General features: G+C 72.3%; 14 protein-coding genes and 1 pseudogene. 7 read left to right on the top strand and 8 right to left on the bottom strand.

Going from position 1 to position 16,650, the window contains the following annotated elements; all coding sequences use genetic code 11:
- Positions 1-63 precede the first annotated feature (63 nt).
- Together treY and glgX are read right to left on the bottom strand one after the other, a co-directional pair.
- Entirely contained in the window at positions 64-2,433 is a 2,370-nt protein-coding gene (gene treY / locus ACFQE5_RS03625; RefSeq protein ID WP_379582724.1) for a malto-oligosyltrehalose synthase, read from the bottom strand.
- Between the two features lie 229 nt (positions 2,434-2,662).
- A complete protein-coding gene (glgX, locus tag ACFQE5_RS03620; RefSeq protein WP_379582722.1) occupies positions 2,663-4,825 on the bottom strand; it encodes a glycogen debranching protein GlgX in 2,163 nt (720 codons plus the stop codon).
- 163 nt (positions 4,826-4,988) lie between these two features.
- Between glgX and ACFQE5_RS03615 the strand changes: the two genes are divergently transcribed.
- Positions 4,989-5,933 (top strand): hypothetical protein, encoded by a 945-nt coding sequence (locus ACFQE5_RS03615; protein ID WP_379582720.1) that lies wholly within the window; start codon positions 4,989-4,991, stop codon positions 5,931-5,933.
- A 7-nt stretch (positions 5,934-5,940) separates the two neighbouring features.
- On the opposite strand, the gene ACFQE5_RS03610 is transcribed toward ACFQE5_RS03615, so the two are convergent.
- On the bottom strand, positions 5,941-6,441 hold the full coding sequence (locus ACFQE5_RS03610; RefSeq protein ID WP_379582718.1) for a DUF1648 domain-containing protein: 501 nt from the start codon (positions 6,439-6,441) through the stop codon (positions 5,941-5,943).
- A gap of 57 nt (positions 6,442-6,498) precedes the next feature.
- Between ACFQE5_RS03610 and ACFQE5_RS03605 the strand changes: the two genes are divergently transcribed.
- The 4 genes from ACFQE5_RS03605 to ACFQE5_RS03590 all read left to right on the top strand — a co-directional run bounded on the left by ACFQE5_RS03605 (position 6,499) and on the right by ACFQE5_RS03590 (position 11,170).
- Positions 6,499-6,942, top strand: coding sequence for an HIT family protein (locus ACFQE5_RS03605; protein ID WP_379582716.1), 444 nt, complete (start codon positions 6,499-6,501; stop codon positions 6,940-6,942).
- A gap of 4 nt (positions 6,943-6,946) precedes the next feature.
- Positions 6,947-7,573: a histidine phosphatase family protein gene (locus ACFQE5_RS03600; RefSeq protein WP_379582714.1), complete on the top strand. Its 627-nt coding sequence runs from the start codon at positions 6,947-6,949 to the stop codon at positions 7,571-7,573.
- Positions 7,574-7,854: 281 nt separating this feature from the next.
- Positions 7,855-9,072, top strand: coding sequence for an MFS transporter (locus ACFQE5_RS03595; protein ID WP_379582712.1), 1,218 nt, complete (start codon positions 7,855-7,857; stop codon positions 9,070-9,072).
- 817 nt (positions 9,073-9,889) lie between these two features.
- Positions 9,890-11,170 (top strand): sensor domain-containing diguanylate cyclase, encoded by a 1,281-nt coding sequence (locus ACFQE5_RS03590; protein ID WP_379582710.1) that lies wholly within the window; start codon positions 9,890-9,892, stop codon positions 11,168-11,170.
- A gap of 219 nt (positions 11,171-11,389) precedes the next feature.
- Here ACFQE5_RS03590 and ACFQE5_RS03585 read toward each other — a convergent pair whose 3' ends face one another.
- From ACFQE5_RS03585 to ACFQE5_RS03565, 5 genes are all read right to left on the bottom strand, one after another.
- Positions 11,390-12,838, bottom strand: a complete 1,449-nt coding sequence (locus ACFQE5_RS03585; RefSeq protein ID WP_379582709.1) for a multicopper oxidase family protein — start codon at positions 12,836-12,838, stop codon at positions 11,390-11,392.
- 154 nt (positions 12,839-12,992) lie between these two features.
- Positions 12,993-13,244 carry an SHOCT domain-containing protein gene (locus tag ACFQE5_RS03580; protein WP_379582707.1) on the bottom strand — a complete coding sequence of 84 codons (252 nt, stop codon included), beginning with the start codon at positions 13,242-13,244 and terminating at the stop codon, positions 12,993-12,995.
- A gap of 262 nt (positions 13,245-13,506) precedes the next feature.
- Entirely contained in the window at positions 13,507-14,385 is an 879-nt protein-coding gene (locus ACFQE5_RS03575; RefSeq protein WP_379582705.1) for a F510_1955 family glycosylhydrolase, read from the bottom strand.
- A 97-nt stretch (positions 14,386-14,482) separates the two neighbouring features.
- Entirely contained in the window at positions 14,483-15,109 is a 627-nt protein-coding gene (locus tag ACFQE5_RS03570; protein WP_379583231.1) for a DUF305 domain-containing protein, read from the bottom strand.
- A 67-nt stretch (positions 15,110-15,176) separates the two neighbouring features.
- Positions 15,177-15,590, bottom strand: a complete 414-nt coding sequence (locus ACFQE5_RS03565; protein WP_379582703.1) for a hypothetical protein — start codon at positions 15,588-15,590, stop codon at positions 15,177-15,179.
- A gap of 142 nt (positions 15,591-15,732) precedes the next feature.
- Between ACFQE5_RS03565 and ACFQE5_RS03560 the strand changes: the two genes are divergently transcribed.
- Together ACFQE5_RS03560 and ACFQE5_RS03555 are read left to right on the top strand one after the other, a co-directional pair.
- Complete coding sequence (locus ACFQE5_RS03560; protein WP_379582701.1) at positions 15,733-16,299, top strand: hypothetical protein; 567 nt, start codon at positions 15,733-15,735, stop codon at positions 16,297-16,299.
- Between the two features lie 139 nt (positions 16,300-16,438).
- Positions 16,439-16,650, top strand: a pseudogene (locus tag ACFQE5_RS03555) (hypothetical protein); the annotation flags it as partial.

Raw genomic sequence — 16,650 nt, 5'->3', positions numbered from 1 at the left:
AGCGCGAGTCGCGGTATTTCCGAGCGCGAGTCGCGGTATTTCCGCGACCGGCGTCCGGCGCGGTCAGGCCGGGCGGACGAGCAGTGCCACCGGATAGCGAGCCAGCAACCGCGACAGCTGCGGGGTCGAACCTTCGACCGGGGTGTCGGTGATGATCTCGTGCCAGTCGGTCGCCGCGCCGGGCAGTGCCAGGACCGTGTCGCCCCAGCCGCCACGCGCCGCGAGCCCGACCGGCAACCGGGTGGCCACGGCCACCAGCTTCGAGACCCGGTCGCTCGATCCGGACCCGCGCGCGAAGGCCACCGCGTGGTGGGCGGCGACACCCTGGGCGACCACCGGGCGATAACCGACGAACAGCTCGGGACGGTAGCGGCGCAGCCGGGCCACGCTCGCGGTGACCAGCAGCTTGGCCGCGCCCTCGGCATCGACCGGGGGTAGCCATCCTTCGTCGAGCCTGCGCAGCAGCGTGCGCCGGGCGGCGAAGTCGACTGGCCGGCGGTTGTCCGGGTCGACCAGCGAGTACTCGAACAGCTCGGTTCCTTGATAGATGTCCGGCACTCCCGGCCCGGCGAGCTGCAGGATCTTCTGCCCGAGGGAGTTCGACCAGCCGGGCCCGGCGATTCGGTCGACGAACGCGCTGATCTCGGCGACGAGGTCGGCGTCGCCGAGTACCTGCCCCGGCCACGCCGCGATCGCGTTGTCGACCTCGGCGACCGGTTCGACGTGGCTGGTCACGAGCTTGGCTTCCTTCGAAGCCTTGGTCAGGTAGGCGGCCATTCGCTCGGCGCTGATCGGCCAGGCCCCGACCAGGTTCTGCCAGGCCAGCAGCTCGAGGGACCGTTCGGGCAGCGGGTGGCGTGCCGCCCAGCGACGCATCCGGTCGACCCATTCGCCGGGAACCTCCGACAGCACGGCCAGCCGCGCCCGCACGTCCTCGGAGCGCTTGGTGTCGTGGGTGGACAGGGTGGTCATCGTGGCGGGCCGGGCGGCCTCGCGGGCGAGCGCGGTGACATGGAACTCGGCGGGGGGGACCCCGAACCGGGTTGGGTCGCCGCCGACCTCGTTCAGCGCGACGAACCGGTTCCAGCGGTAGAACGCGGTGTCCTCGACGCCCTTCGCCATGACCATGCCCGAGGTCTGTTGCAGCCGGGTGGCCAGCGCGCCGTGTGGGTCGGCGAGCAGCGCGGCTCGCGTGGCCGCGAGGATCTCCGCGAGGTCGGGCCGATGCGCCCGGGCGACAGTGACGGCGGTGTCCAGGGCGTCGCGACCCTCGGGCAGGTAGCTGCGGTACACCGGAAACCCGCAGAGCAGTTCGGTGACGGCCGAAACAGCCTGGTCAATGGGGACCGTGAGTGCGTAACAGTGTTCTAACACTGTTACGCACTCACGGGCGGCGCGGAGCACCTCGGAGGAGAGGATCGTCGAGGCGACCTCACGCCGGGCGCGGTGCCCGACGGCCGACGCCGACTCCTTGACCCCGGTGAGCTCCGCGGCGAACTGGGTGAGCAGCCCGGCGCCGTTGGGGTCGATGAACACACCGCCGACCTGACGCAGGGCGTCGTAGCCGGTGGTCCCGTCGACCGGCCAGGAGGCGGGCAGCTCCTCGCCGACGCCGAGGATCTTCTCCACCAGCAGCCAGCGGCGCGGCCCGAGGGCCGCACGCAGCCGGTGCAGGTAGGCGCCGGGATCGGAGAGGCCGTCGGGATGGTCGACGCGCACGCCGATGACGACGTCGTCCTCGTCGACCCAGCGAAGCACCTCGCGGTGTGTCGCCTCGAACACCTCGGGATCCTCGACCCGGACCGCGGCGAGCGTGGAGACGTCGAAGAAGCGCCGGTAGGTCAGCTCCGCAGCGCCGCGCTTCCACGACACCAGGCGGTAGTGCTGGCGCTCGTGCACCTCCTGCGGCGTGCCTCCACCGGTGCCCTCGGCGACCGGATACACGTGCTCGTGGTAGCGCAGCTCGGTGCCCTCCGCCGAGAACGTCAGCTCGGCGAGCGCCTGCTGCTCGTCGGCGTCGAGCACGGGAACGAGCAGCGGGCCCGCGGCCCAGTCGATGTCGAAGTAGCGGGCGTAGCGCGACGCGCGGCCGTTGGCCAGAACGTCCCACCACCACGGGTTGACCTTGGCGTTCTCGACGCCGACATGGTTGGGCACGATGTCGATCAGCATCCCCAGCCGGTGCGAGCGCAGCGCCGCGGTCAGGGCCCGGCGGCCTTCCTCGCCACCGCGTTCGGCCGAGACCCGGGCCGGGTCGACCACGTCGTAGCCGTGGTTGGAGCCGCTACCGGACTCCAGCAGCGGCGAGGCGTAGAGCGCCCCGACCCCGAGTGCGTCGAGATAGCCGACCAGCTCGACGGCGTCGCCGAACGTCAGATCCTTGGAGAACTGCAGCCGGTAGGTCGAGCTCGGAACGGAACTGGTCGGGTCCACGGCCACGGTGGGAGCTCTCCTGTTCTGCGGGTGCGTCGCCCCAGGTCGGGCCAACGCTAGCCGAGGAGGCCGCGGGTTGCCCGGCACCCGTCCCCGCCCGGCGGGGACGCGGCGCTTGCGGTGCAGCGGCATCGGTCGTCGTGATCGGTGTTCGGGCAGCGACGGCCGCGACCACCGCGGCGCCGGGCTCCCAATCGTCGATCATGACGCTCGCCCGGGGCGCGGCTGATCACCCCGTCCGCTGCAGCACCACCAGCGAGCGGGCGGCCACCCGATGGGGGGCACCGGCCGGGACCGTCGGCGGCGCTGCCGCCACCGCTCCGGGCGCGGCGGACAACGAGGTCACCGTCCCCGTCGCGGTGTCCGCGACGACCGCCCACTCGGCGCCGTACTCGGCCGCGGGCACGGTCACGTCGATGTCCTCCCAGTGCGCGTTGAAGCACACCAGGAACGAGTCGTCGGTGACCCGATCACCGCGCGGGTCGGGCTCGGTGATGCCCTCGCCGTTGAAGAACACGGTGACGCATTTACCGAAGCCCGAGTCCCAGTCCTGTTCGGTCATCTCCTCGCCCGACGGTGTGAACCAGGCGATGTCCGGTAGCGCCGCCCGGGTCGCCGACCGGCGCCGCGGCTTGATCGGGCGACCGGCGAAGAACCGGCGGCGGCGGAACACCGGATGCGCCCGGCGCAGGGCGGTCATGGCCGCGGTGAAGCCGAGCAGGTCGGCGTTCGGCTCGGCGAGCGACCAGTCCACCCACGCGATCTCGTTGTTCTGGCAGTAGGCGTTGTTGTTGCCCCCCTGGGTCCGGCCGAGCTCGTCGCCGTGCAGCAACATCGGCACACCCTGGGACAGCAGAAGTGTGGCGATCAGGTTGCGCTGCTGGCGGGCGCGCAGCGCGAGCACCTCCGGGGCGTCGGTCGGCCCCTCCACCCCGCAGTTCCACGACCGGTTGTGGCTCTCGCCGTCGGCGTTGTCCTCGCCGTTGTCCTCGTTGTGCTTCTCGTTGTAGGAGACGAGGTCGGCGAGGGTGAAACCGTCGTGCGCGGTCACGAAGTTGATCGACGCGTACGGCCTGCGACCGTCGTCCTGGTAGAGATCGGAGCTGCCGGTCAGCCGGGACGCCAGCTCGCCGAGGGTGCCGGGCTCGCCGCGCCAGAAGTCGCGCACGGTGTCGCGGAACTTGCCGTTCCACTCGGTCCACAGCGACGGGAAGTTGCCGACCTGGTAGCCGCCGGGGCCGACGTCCCACGGTTCGGCGATGAGCTTGACCTGGCTGATCACCGGGTCCTGCTGGACCAGGTCGAAGAACACCGACAGCCGGTCGACGTCGTAGAACTCGCGGGCCAGGGTGGATGCGAGGTCGAAGCGGAAACCGTCGACGCGCATCTCCAGCACCCAGTAGCGCAGGGAGTCCATGATCAGCTGAAGGGTGTGCGGGTTGCGCACGTTCAGCGAGTTGCCGGTCCCGGTGTAGTCCATGTAGTAGCGGGGATCGCCCTCGACCAGCCGGTAGTAGGCGTGGTTGTCGATGCCGCGCATCGACAGCGTCGGGCCCATGTCCGAGCCCTCGGCGGTGTGGTTGTAGACGACGTCGAGGATGACCTCGATCCCCGCCGCGTGCAGGTCACGCACCATCGCCTTGAACTCCTGCACCTGCCCGCCGGGACGGCTGGCGCGCATGGTGTACGCGTGGTGCGGGGCCAGGAAGGCGACCGTGTTGTAGCCCCAGTAGTTCGAAAGGCCCCGCTCGTGCAGGTGGTGGTCGGTGATGAACTCGTGGACCGGCATCAGTTCGACCGCGGTGACGCCGAGCCGCTGCAGGTGTTCGATCATCACCGGGTGCGCGAGCCCCGCGTAGCTGCCACGCAGCTGCTCAGGAATCCCCGGATGCCGGATCGTCAGGCCCCTGACGTGGGCCTCGTAGATGACCGACTCGTGGTAGGGGGTTCGCGGCGGCCGGTCGGCGCCCCAGTCGAAGTAGGGGTTGATCACCACCGACTTCGGCACGAACGGCGCCGAGTCGGCGTCGTTGCGGCTGCCCGGGTCGCCGAAGTTGTATCCGAACACCGCCTCGTCCCATCGGACGGGACCGTCGACGGCCTTGGCATAGGGGTCGATGAGCAGCTTGCTCGGGTTGCAGCGCAGCCCCTTGTCCGGCTCGTAGGGGCCGTGGACGCGGTATCCGTAGTGCTGGCCCGGCTCGATCCCGGGCAGGTAGCAGTGCCAGACGAAGCCGTCGACCTCGGTCAGCTGGATCCGCGTCTCCTCGTCGTCGGCGGAGAACAGGCACAGGTCCACCCGCTCGGCGACCTCGGAGAAGATCGCGAAGTTGGTGCCGGCGCCGTCGTAGGTGGCTCCGAGGGGATAGGCGTTTCCCGGCCACGGCCGCATCAGAGATCCCCACTTCCCGGCCGCGCCGTCCCGAGCGGCTCTCTCGCCAGCGGCAGCGTGCCTCGCCGCGGGAGTCAACGCTACCGGGCGACGCTGCGGGCCGCCGGATAACGACGGTTTCCCGGCTCCGGCAGGATGACCGTCGCAGCGAGAGGGGGACGACATGGTTTTCGGCTGGTTCCGCCGGCGGGATCCCGCCGTGACGATCGAGGTCACCACCGACCGCCCGACGTACCGGCCGGGCGACACGGTGTCCGCGCGGGTGCGGGTGACATCGTCGAAGGACATGGACGACGCGGTCGTCGAGCTGTCGCTGGAACGCATCGTCGAGGTGCCGGGCAACGGGGCGTGCGACCGCGCCGCGGTCGCCGGGCGGTACCTGCTGGACGGTGAGACCCTCGCCGCGGGCGAGCGGGAGTGGACCGTCGAGCTGCCGGTTCCCCGGCGCACGACCCCGCCCGCGGAGCCGGACGACTGCGCCGACGAGCGCTACCCGCCGTCGGGGGACGCCGCGGCCGAGGGCAGCTACGACGCCTGGATCGAGCCGCAGGAACGGTGGGGCCCGCCGACCAGCCTCGGCCGTGGTGTGCATGTCCGCTGGGCCGTGCGGTGCGAGGTGGGCGAAGGCAAGGACCGCCAGCAGCAGGAGCAGCCGGTCGTCGTGCTTGCGCCGCCCCTGGCGGTGGCCCCACCGCCCGCACGGCATCGCGGCGAGGGCGAACCCGCCTGCACGATCACCTTCTCCGGCCTGCCCGCGGGCAGCGTGCGGGTGGGTTCGAGCGTGGGCGGGCGCCTGCGGCTGGTCGCCCACCAGGAGATCGACGCGCGCGGGGTGCGGGTCGACCTGGTCCGAGTCGCCCGTTCCGATCCCGCCGACGACGTGCTGACCTGGGACGTCATCGCCACCGCGACCGCGTCCGACGCTCTCGGGCTACGGCCGCGACAGCCGCGCGACTTCGCGTTCTCGCTCGTGGTCCCGGCCGACGCATCGCCCTCGGTGGATACCGAGGGGTACGTCGTCGAGTACCTGCTGCGAGCCGTGATCGACCGGCCCCGGCGGTCGGACACGGTGTGGGACCACGTGATCGCCGTCCACAACAGCGACTGAGCCGGCGTCACCGCTGGGGGGGCGGTCGGTAGCGTCGCCTGCCGAGCAGCGTGGCGCCCACGACGAGCGCGAGATAGACCCCGAGCACGACCCAGAGCGCCGGCGGCAGCCGCGCCGGCTGCGTGCCGATCGCCCGCACGGTGATCACGACGAGCGCGGTGAGCAGCAGCATCGTGGCGCCCCCGAGGACGGCGATGTCGCCGGCGAGCAGCCGGCGCAGCCGCGCCCGGTTCTCCGGGGCGCTCCAGTAGTCCTTGTGCGGGATGTTCAGCCACTCCGTCCGGCCGTGAGCCCCCGCAGCAAGGGTTCCCCCGAACAGCGCGAGCACCAGCGCGCCGACCCCGCCGAAAACCCCCAGCAGCTCGCCGCGGGAGCCGAGCCGGTCGGCCCGGCCGTCGGCGCCGAAGTGCACCGGTATCTCGCCCGGGGGAAGCGCAGCCGCGGCCCAGACCAGCGTCGCCGCATAGACCAGCCCGGACAGGGCCAGCATCAGCCAGGCTCGCCGCACCCAGTCCTCCTCTGTCCGCAATGCCCGGTCCCATTCTCCCGGTATGGTCTGGTCTCGATGAGCACCCTCTTCACGAAGATCATTGATGGTGAGCTGCCCGGGCGTTTCGTCTGGTCCGACGACCGCGCCGTCGGCTTCCTGTCGATCAACCCGCTCGGCCCGGGGCACACGCTGGTGGTGCCGCGCGCCGAGATCGACCACTGGATCGACGCGGACGCCGGGCTCCTCGCCCACTTGACCTCGGTCGCGCACATCATCGGGCAGGCCGTGCGCGCGGTCTGGCAACCGCCGCGGATCGGCCTGATGGTGGCCGGGTTCGAGGTGCCGCACCTGCATGTCCACGTGTTCCCGGCGTGGGACCTGAGAGCCTTCAACTTCGCCAATGCGGCCAAGTCCGTCGAGGCGGACGAGCAGGAGGCACACGCCGAGGCCCTGCGCGGCGCGCTGCGCGCGGCCGGGCACGCGGACCGCGTACCCGCGGGCGCGACCGGCCGTCCCTGAGGCCGTGCAGCTCATCTTCGTGCGGCACGCGCTGCCGCACCGAGTGAGTGCCGCCGAGCTCGCCGCGACCGCGGCGGCCGACCCGGGGCTGACCGAGCTGGGGGAACGCCAGGCGGCCCGCCTGGTCGGCGCGCTGGCCGGGGAGGAGGTCACCGCGCTGTACAGCAGCACGATGGCACGCGCGGTCGGCACCGCCGCGCCGCTGGCCACCGCGCTGGACCAACGGCTGCATCGGGTCGCCGAGTTGGCCGAGTACGACGTCAACGACCGGCACTACATCCCCGTGCACAAGATGGAGCGCTTGGCGCCGGAGGCCTGGCAGCGGTTGACGTCGGGGCTGCTGCCCTCGCATATCGACGCCGAGGCCTTCCGGTCGCGCGTTGTCGGCGCGGTCGAGTCGATCGTGGTGAGGCACGCCGGCCGGGAGACGGCCGTGCTCGTGGCACACGCCGGAGTGATCAACGTCTACCTCGCCCACCTGCTCGGCATCCCGCGACCGCTGGTCTTCCCGCTGGACTATGCCGGGATCACTCGGGTGCTGGCCGGTCGCGACGGTCGCCGTACGGTGCGCAGCGTGAACGAGACCGCGCACGTCTGCGACCTTCTTGCCCCCGAGCTCGCCCCCGAGTGATGTACCCCTGAGTGACTCGTCCCCGGGTGCGCAGTACGCGCCGCTGCGCGCCCGGTGCGGCCCGGTGGCCCTGCCCGCCGAAGCGGCGTCCCTGCTCACGTGCTGCACCGATCCGTCGTTCGGGGGAGATCCGGGCCCCCTTCGTGACCAGGCGCGCACGTCTGCCTACGCTCGGTCTCAGTGTCCGATCTCAGGGGGGCGACGGCGGCATCGGTCCGCCGAACGGAGGGATCGCGACGGTCATGGGTGGCCGGTGGAGGCAGACGAGCAGGCTTTCCGAGGTGTTCCGGAGGGGCGAGTTCCGGGCGCTCTGGGGTGCCGAGCTGATCTCGCTCGCGGGCGACCAGCTCGCCCGCGTCGCGCTGGCCGTCCTCGTCTACGGGCGCACCGGCTCGGCCGGCTGGGCGGCTGCGGTCTACGCGCTCACCTTCCTCCCGGCGATGCTCGGCGGCGTGTTGCTCGGCGGCCTCGCCGACCGGCATCGCAGGCGGGAGGTCATGGTCGTCGCGGACCTCGTCCGCGCGGTGCTCGTCGCGCTGATGGCCCTGCCCGGGCTCTCGCTCTGGCTGCTGTGTGCGCTGCTCGTCGTGGTGGTGCTGCTCTCGGCCGTGCACAGCGCGGCGCAGGCGGCGCTGCTTCCGGCGGTGCTGCCCGATGACCTGTTCGAGCGCGGGCTGGCCGTCCGGCAGATCACCAGCCAAGCCGTCCAGCTGGTGGCCTTCGCGGGCGGCGGCCTGCTGCTGGTGGCCGTCACCCCGAACGTCGCCCTCGCGCTCGATGCGGCGACGTTCGTGGTGTCGGCGGTGGTACTGCGCCTCGGGGTCGGTCACCGTCCGGTGCCGGGTGGCGAGGAACGATCGCGATCCGTCGCGCACGACGGCGTCGAGGCCATCCGGGAGATCCTCGCCGACCCTCCGCGCCGAGCGCTGTTGTGTCTGGTCTGGCTGGTCAGCTGCTATGTCGTGCCGGAGGCGCTGGCGGCCCCCTACGCGGCCCACCTCGGCCAGGGCTCGCTCGCGGTCGGACTGCTGATGGCGGCCGATCCGGCGGGAAGCGTGGTCGGTGCCTTCCTGTTCCACCGCCTCGTCCCCGCCGGGCAGCGCACGCGGCTCATCGGGGTGGTCGCCGTTCTCGCTGGGCTGCCGCTGGCGCTGTGTCTGGTCGAACCTGGCCTGGTCGGATCGATTCTGTTGTGGGGTCTGTCGGGGGCGCTGTCGACGGCGTACCTGATTCAGGCGCAGGCCGTTTTCGTGCGCCTCACCCCCGACGCCCAGCGAGGCCGCGTCGTCGGCGTCGCTGCGGCCGGTCTCGTGGCCACCCAGGGGGCGGCCGTGTTCCTCGGCGGTCTGCTCGCCGACCGACTCGGACCGGCGATGGCGGTCGCCATCGCCGGCGCCGCGGGCATGGTGGTCGCCACCGCTTCCGGCCTCGCGTGGCGGGCTGCCCGCCGTTCGGGGGACGGGGCCGCCGCGGATTCTCCCGCTGCCGACGCGAGCTGACTCTCCGTAGTCACCTTCTCACCAGTTCTTGTTACGCACCGTGAATGTCCTTCCTGTCCGTCGGGATCGACCTCGGGTCACCAGTTCTTGTTGCGCACGGAAGCTCCTTCCTTCTCGTGTCCCGTCGCGGGCGAGTTGCTCACCAGTTCTTGTTGTGCACCGTGAATGTCCTTCCTGTCCGTCGGGATCGGTCTCGTGCTCACCAGTTCTTGTTGCGCACGGAAGCTCCTTCCTTCTCGCGTCATGTCGCGGACGAGTTGATCACCAGTTCTTGTTGCGCACCGTGAATGTCCTTCCTGTCCGTCGGGATCGGTCTCGTGCTCACCAGTTCTTGTTGCGCACGAAAGCTCCTTCCTTCTCGTGTCATGTCGCGGACGAGTCGATCACCAGTTCTTGTTGCGCATGGCTGCTCCTCTCAGGTGATCTGCGTGGGGGGTCGGACGGCGGTCACCAGTTCTTGTTGCGCATGCTGCCTCCCATTTCGGACGTGGTGATCAATTGTGGCCGGTGGGCCGCCATGCGGTCACCAGTTCTTGTTGCGCACGGATCTCACCTCCTCGCTCCGGGCCTGTGTGGCACTCGTGCCGGCATACGTGAATTCTGCAATCCGTGGTTCATCGAGCGCGGCCCGGTCTGCGGAAGTTCGTCCCGAGTGGGTGACACTGCGGGGCGGTTCGACTAGGCTTCACAGCAGGTGACGCTCGAATGACTGAGAGTATGGATGTCTTCGGAACAAGGTGAACACAGCGAAGCCAGACGTTCACCGATTCGGCTGTGTCCTGTCACCCGTTGGGCGGTTTGGGCGCTTCCCCCGCGGGTGCGTAACCCTGTGCTGCTCGTCGAGGTCACCGCCCTGGCGTTGGTCGTGCTGCACGTTGCCCGGACCCCGTCGTGGGCCGAGGGCAGCCTCGGGCTGGCGGTGCTGTGCCTGCTCGGCGTGGCACATACCGAGATCGCTGTCGGGGTGGAACGGATGCGGCGCCGGGTCACCGAGGCGCCGCACGTCGACCTCAGCTCCGTGTGGACCTTCGCCGGTGCGCTGCTGCTGCCGACCGGATACGCCGTACTCACGGCAATCGTCGTGCACGGCCACCTGTGGTGGCGGGCCTGGCGGCCGCGGGTGCCGGCCTACCGCCAGCTGTTCAGCACGGCGACGGTCGTCCTCGCCTGTATCGCGGCGTCCACCGTCGTCGGCGCCATCGGGTCGGGCGACCTCCGCGGGACCCTCATGGACGGGCCGATGGGGCTGGTCGCGGTCGGGGTGGCGCTGCTGGTCTACACCACCGTCAACGGCGGTCTGATCGCCGGCGCGATCGCGGTCAGTACCCCGCAGGCCACCACCGCGCAGGTGCTCGGCCACTGGGACGAGAACATGCTCGAGATCGCGACGCTGTGCCTCGGGGGGCTCGCCGCCGTCGCGCTCGCGACCAACCCGTGGCTGATCGTGCTGGCGCTGCCCGCGCTGCTCGTCCTGCACCGCGCGGTGCTCGTGCGTCACCTGGAGGAGGCGGCCAGCACCGACGGCAAGACCGGCCTGCTCAACGCGGCGGCCTGGCATTCGGCGGCCGAGCGGGAGCTGCGCCGTGCGAGGCGGGCCGGCGGAAGCGCGGCGGTGCTGATCCTGGACCTCGACCATTTCAAGGCGGTCAACGATCACCACGGCCACCTCGCGGGCGACGAGGTGCTCACGGAACTGGCTTCGGTGCTGCGCGGCGAGGTCCGCGACAACGATCTGGTCGGCCGGTTCGGTGGTGAGGAGTTCGTCATCCTGCTGCCGGGTCTCGACGGCCGCGACGGTGAGCATTCGGAGCTGCGGGCGGTCGCCGAGCGGATCCGCCGCCGCGTCGCCGATCTCACCGTGATGATCGATACCGCCGACGGGCCGCTGACGGTGCGCGACCTCAGCGTCTCGATCGGCGGAGCCACGTACCCGCACGACGGGGCCGACCTGCGGCAGGTGCTCTCGGTCGCCGACGCCGCGCTCTACGCGGCCAAGCGCGCGGGCCGCAATGTCGTGCGGATGAGTCTGCATCTCCCGCGGCATCGACCGAGCGCCCATGCCGACGAACCCCCGGCGGCGTCGAACGGCGTGCCCTGAGCCTGGCTGCACCGCGACGGCGACCGGTCGGGACGGCCGTGCGTCCTGGGCGTCGATCACCGGGCCGAGGATCGGCGGGGTCCCGCTCAGCCATCCGGCAGGGTGGTGGCCCAGCAGCGCCGCGACCATCCCGAGAACCCACCAGCGGCACCGCGCGGACCGGCATCACCCGGCACCGGCGCCGAAACCGGCCGACATGCTCGGGTCGACGCCGCGGAGCTATTCCTGGACGTTGATCGTGGCCATCATGCCGAGGTCCTCGTGGTCGAGGTTGTGGCAGTGGTAGACGGTGCGTCCGGGATGGGCGTCGAACGGTATGCGTATCCGCACCCAGCCGCCCGCGGGGACCGGCACCACGTCCTGGGTGGTGCCGGTGGGGGCGGCATCGTCGCTGCTGGCCAGCACGGTGAACGGCCAGATGTGCAGGTGGAACGGATGGTCCAGCGGGCCGGGATTGGTGATGGTCCAGTCCTCGGTGGCGCCGAGGCGCACGATCTGGTCGTCGCGGTCGGGGTCGAAGCCGCGGCCGTCGATGGTGAAGCGCATGCCGCCCGCGCCCATGCCCATCTGAAACCCGGTCCGGCGGCTGCGGGTCACCGGCCCGGCGGGCGGGATGTCCGCGGGCAGCGCGGCGGGCAGCGGCGGCGCGCTGACCGGCGTTCCGGCGCTGGTCATCGTGGCCAGGGTGGTCGGCTCGCTGATCGCCTCGCCGCCCCGGCGTCCCCTCAGGCCGCCGCGGTCGACCGCGTCCGTGAGCAGCCGGTAGTCGCCGGGGCCGGTGGGGCGCACGATGACGTCGACCCGGTTGCCGGGGGCCAACTGCACCCGGTCCCGGGGGAGGGGGGCGGGCAGGAACGCACCGTCCAGGGCGACCTGGGTGAGTGAATGGCCGTCGAGCCGGATCGCCAGCACCCGGGAGACACAACCGTTGATCAGCCGCCAGCGCTGCGTGGCGCCGGGGGTAGCCGGGATGACGGGCTGGTGCTGGCCGTTGACCAGCACCAGCGTGCCCTGGCGGCCCATCATCCGCTCCATCGGGCCGGGCGCAACGACCCGGCCGTCGGCGTCGAGGGTGGTGTCGGTGATCAGCAGCACCCGATCGTCGGTGACGGGTAGGTCGGGGCCGTGGTCCACCAGCAGTGCCCCGGCCAGCCCACCGAACAGCTGATCGGCCACCGTCCCGTGATGGTGCGGGTGATACCAGAACGTCCCGGCCGGATGCTCGGGCGGAATGCGGTAGCGGTAGTCGAACCAGGCGCCGGGGTCGATGCGGCGGAACGGATTGTCGCCGTCATCCTGCGGGGAGACCCGCAGCCCGTGGGTGTGCAGGTTGGTCGGCTGATCCAGCCGGTTGGTCAGCCGCACGGCCAGCTCGTCACCGGGCCGCACCCGCAGCGTGGGCCCGGGCGAGGTCCCGTTGAAGCCCAGGGCGGCGGAGGCGCGCCCGGCCAGGCGCACCCCGGACGCGGCGGTGAGCTCGACCTGCAGGCGTCCGCCGTGGCTGTCGAGGATCGAGGGTTGCCGCAGCGGCGCCCCGCTGGCATCGGGTGCGAACCCGCCGCCGGTCTGCGCGATGCTCAGCCACCCGGCGGCCCCGGCCGCGAGGCCGGCCACCCCGAGGCCGCCCAGGACCAGCGCCCGGCGGCGGCTGATCGGCTTCGGGCTCATCGCAGCTCGTCGCGGCGGCGGCGGTACCCCGGCTCGGGCCAGACCCAGAACCGGCTACCCGTGTCCGGACCCACGTGTCGTCGGCATGGGCCGGCGGCGGCACGACGACGGTGCGCGGCGCCGCGGCCGGGGTCTTCGGCGCGACCGGACGAGGTCATGGCTTCAGCAGCGGCCGGGACCGGTCGTGCAGCACCGCGAGGCGCCGGTGGTACTCCTGCTCGTCGATCTCACCGCGGGCGAACCGCTCGGCCAGTACCTGCTCCGGGGTGGCCTGCGGGGCCGCCGCCTGCTCACCGCTCCGGTCGCCGCGGGCCAGGTAGCGCACCAGGGCGATCACCCCGAGGATGATCAGCGCCCAGAACAGCACCATGCTGACGGTCATGAGCGCATAACCCCAACCGCTCATACCGGGGCCGTACCACCACATCATGTTCCAGACCTCCTCGTCAGAACGTCGCACCGGGCCGTCCGGGAGCGGACATGCTCCCGGGCGTGGGGCTCGGCTCGCGGAGCGGCGCCGCTACGCCGACCGGCGCCGGCGGTGCGGCCTCGGACGAGTTTCTCCGCCCGACCACACCGATCGTCCCGGGGGCACCGGGGCCGGGGCAGCGGCCGATGGGCATTTCCCGACCCGCCGTAGGTCCCGGGCGTGGCGGGACCGACGTCCGTCACGAACCCTGCGGGGGGCGGCCGAGCGGAACGAAGGTGCGCCCGCCGTCGCGGGAGTCGAACAGGCCCCCCGTGGTGGCGGCGAGCACCCGCCCGTCGGCCAGGCCGGTGACGGCCTGCGCGTGGCCGCCGGGAACGACACCGACCCGCCGCCAGTTCGCACCGGCGTCGACGCTGGTGTGGAGCGCCCCGTCCGGGGCGAGCCCGTAGAGCGTGGCGTCGGGCGCCCAGGACAGGAACGCCAGCTGTGGGCCGGTCGGCGCGCCGAAACTGGCCCCGCCGTCACGGCTGGCCACCACGCCGTCGGCGGTGGTGGCCAGCACGGTCGCGGGATCGGTGGGGTCGACCGCGATGTCCAGGGCGGCCACGGTGGCCCGAAGCTGCCAGGTGGTGCCGCCGTCGCTGCTGACCCGCAGCGTCCGGCGCCCGGCATCCAGGCCGTAGAGGGTGCCGGAGCTGAGCTGCAGGGCGTGGAAGTCGACCTCGCCGGCGAGGCTCACCGGCTGCCAGGTGGCGCCGGCATCGGTGCTGCGCACCAGCCCGAGCGGGTCGGGCGCATTCTCGGTGGGTCCGGGGTGACCGCTGGACAGGAACGTGTCCGGGGCGGCGATGGCGAACCCCATCAGATCCCGCCCTGTCGCGCCGACCCGTTCGAGCCCACCGGCGGCGCCGACGCGGTAGAGGCCCTCGTGGGCGGCGACGTAGATCATGCCGTCGGCCGGGTTGAGATCCACGGCGTGGACGTGGCTCACTCGCGGACTCGGGTCGGCTCCGGTCGCGGACGGCGGTGGTTCTGGTGCGGCGGAGCCGCAGGCGGTGGCTGGGAGGCCGGTGAGCAGGACGGCGGTCAGGATCGCGAGCCGCAGCGGCTGGCGCACGGGAGATGCTCCTTGACGACGGGGTGAGCCCCGGCCGGGAGGAGGGTGCTCCTCCCGGCCGGGAACGAGCAGCGGTGGGCCGCGGGGCCCGGCGCGGTCAGGGCGCCGCGAGCAGGTCGCGCATCGTGGCGATCTCGGCCTGCTGCGCGTCGATGATCTTCTGGGCCAGCGCTCTGGCCTCGGCGTTCTGACCGTCGGCGAGCTCCGTGCGGGCCATCGCGACGGCGCCGTCGTGGTGTTCGATCATCATCTGCAGGAACATTCGATCGAACCCGGGGCCCCGGGCCTGTCCGAGCTGCCGCATCTGGTCCTGGGTCATCATCCCCGACATCCCGCCGTGGCCGGCGCCGCCGGGCATGCCGCCGTGGTCCATCCCGGCCATCTCGCCCGCGGCGGTGGTCGGGACGGCCGACAGACCCCAGGCGCGCAGCAGGTCCTGCAGCTGCGCGATCTCCGGGTCCTGTGCCGCCTCGATCGTCGAGGCGAGCTCGGTGACCTGGGGGGACGAGGCGTGGTCGGCAGCCAGCCGGGACATCTGAACGGCCTGGGCGTGATGCGGGATCATGCCCTGCACGAACGCGGCGTCGGCGTCGTTGTACGAGGCCGAGACCTCGGTGGAGCCGGCCGCGCCGGGCGGTGGCGCGGTGTTCGCGGGGTCCGAGACGGCGGTACCGCCGCAACCGGCGACGACGGCCGCGGCCGCGAGCAGGCCGATGAAACGCATGGTCTTCACGTGTGGGTAGTCCTCTGCATGGCAAACGGTGATCGGGATCGGTGGGAGCCGAATCCGATCACTGCCGCAGCACACAGAGCTGGACCAGCCGGATGACCAGGGGCGGAGGTGGACGCGGCGCATACGGAAGCGCCGTGGCCTGCGGTGGCGCCCCGGCCGCGGCGGCTCGCCGCCGCGCCCGTACCAGCGCGGCCGCGGCCGCCAGCACGACGGCCGCGCCGAGCACCGCCAGACACACGTCCAGCACGTGATGGGTGGCCGGATCCGGCCCGTGACCCGAGTGTCCCGGATGATCGGCCGGGGCGGCGACGGGCAGCGTCGGGGTGGACCCCGCGCCGGGTGCAGCCGCCGCCATCACATGCGGGGCCGCATCCTCGACCGGGGCCGGGGTGGAGTGCATGATCAGCACCCCCAGGGCGAGCGCGGCCACCACGAGCAACCGCTCGAGGCGCCACCGGCCCGCATCGTCCACGCCGCCACGATAGCCGCCCCGCCGACCACGGCCGCCCTCGGTTCACCGGCTCTCAGCGGGCCCACAGTGACCCGCTGTCATGGTGAACCGGCCGTCATGGTGGCGCGCTGCATCGAGTGTCGACCGAGTGGAGGGGAGGCCGGTGGCACACCGCATGGCTCACCCGCCGGGCCTGCTCTCGCTCGCCGCCGTGGCCACGGTCCTCGCCGCGGTGGCGATGGACGTGTTCGCCGGCGAGCACCCCTCGCACACCGTCGCACTCGGAACGGTCGCCGTCGTCGTGGCCGTACTGCGGGTCGGGCTCGCCGCCCGCGGTGCGGGCCGCCTCCCCGCCGTGAGCGGCGCCCTGGCCGCGCAGCCCGCGCTGCACGCGACCTCGGCACTGGCCGGCCCGGCCGTCCCGGCCGGCCCCCACGACCACGGCGCCCTGCTGCACGTGATCACGAGCGACGGCCCCGTCACCGCGATGCAGGTCCTCGCGCCCGCGCTCATCGTGCTCGCGGTCGCGCTCGGCGCGCGCGTCGGGGCCACCGCGCTCGGCGCCCTGCGCCGACCGCTGCGGCTGCTCGCCGGCCCGCCCCCCGAGGCGCCGTGCCGCCTCCTCGCGGCGGTCGGCTCGCTTGACCGTGGCGCGATGCTGCGCCGGTGTGGTTGGGCGATCCGCGCCGCACGGCGCGGACCGCCGCTCGGACCGGCGCCCGCCGCCTGATCCCCGATTTCGCGCGCTCCGACCCCCGGGGCCGAGGCGGGCCGGGTGGCGAGGGCTTCATGCCCATCCAGCACACCTGCCGCACCCGCACCGCGCCCCTGCAGGCGAGCGGGCTGCGCCCTCACCAGCGGAGCACCCCATGACGTCGAATCCCCTGCCCACCCGGCTGCGCACGCACGCGAAGGCCGCCGTGCACCGGCTGCTGGCCACCCTGGGAGCCGGACACTCCGAGAAGAAGATCATCGCCGACTCCCGGCGGTACTGGAACGACACCGAGCAGGCCCTCTGGCAGGGCGATTCGCACTGGCGCGATGCGGACATCTTCGACGGGAACGATCTGTGGGCCGAGCT

Source organism: Pseudonocardia hispaniensis (assembly GCF_042658695.1).
In the GTDB taxonomy this organism is placed as follows: domain Bacteria; phylum Actinomycetota; class Actinomycetes; order Mycobacteriales; family Pseudonocardiaceae; genus Pseudonocardia; species Pseudonocardia hispaniensis.
The sequence above is the reverse complement of the archived record's forward strand: the minus strand, read 5'-3'. Positions and strand labels throughout refer to the sequence as shown.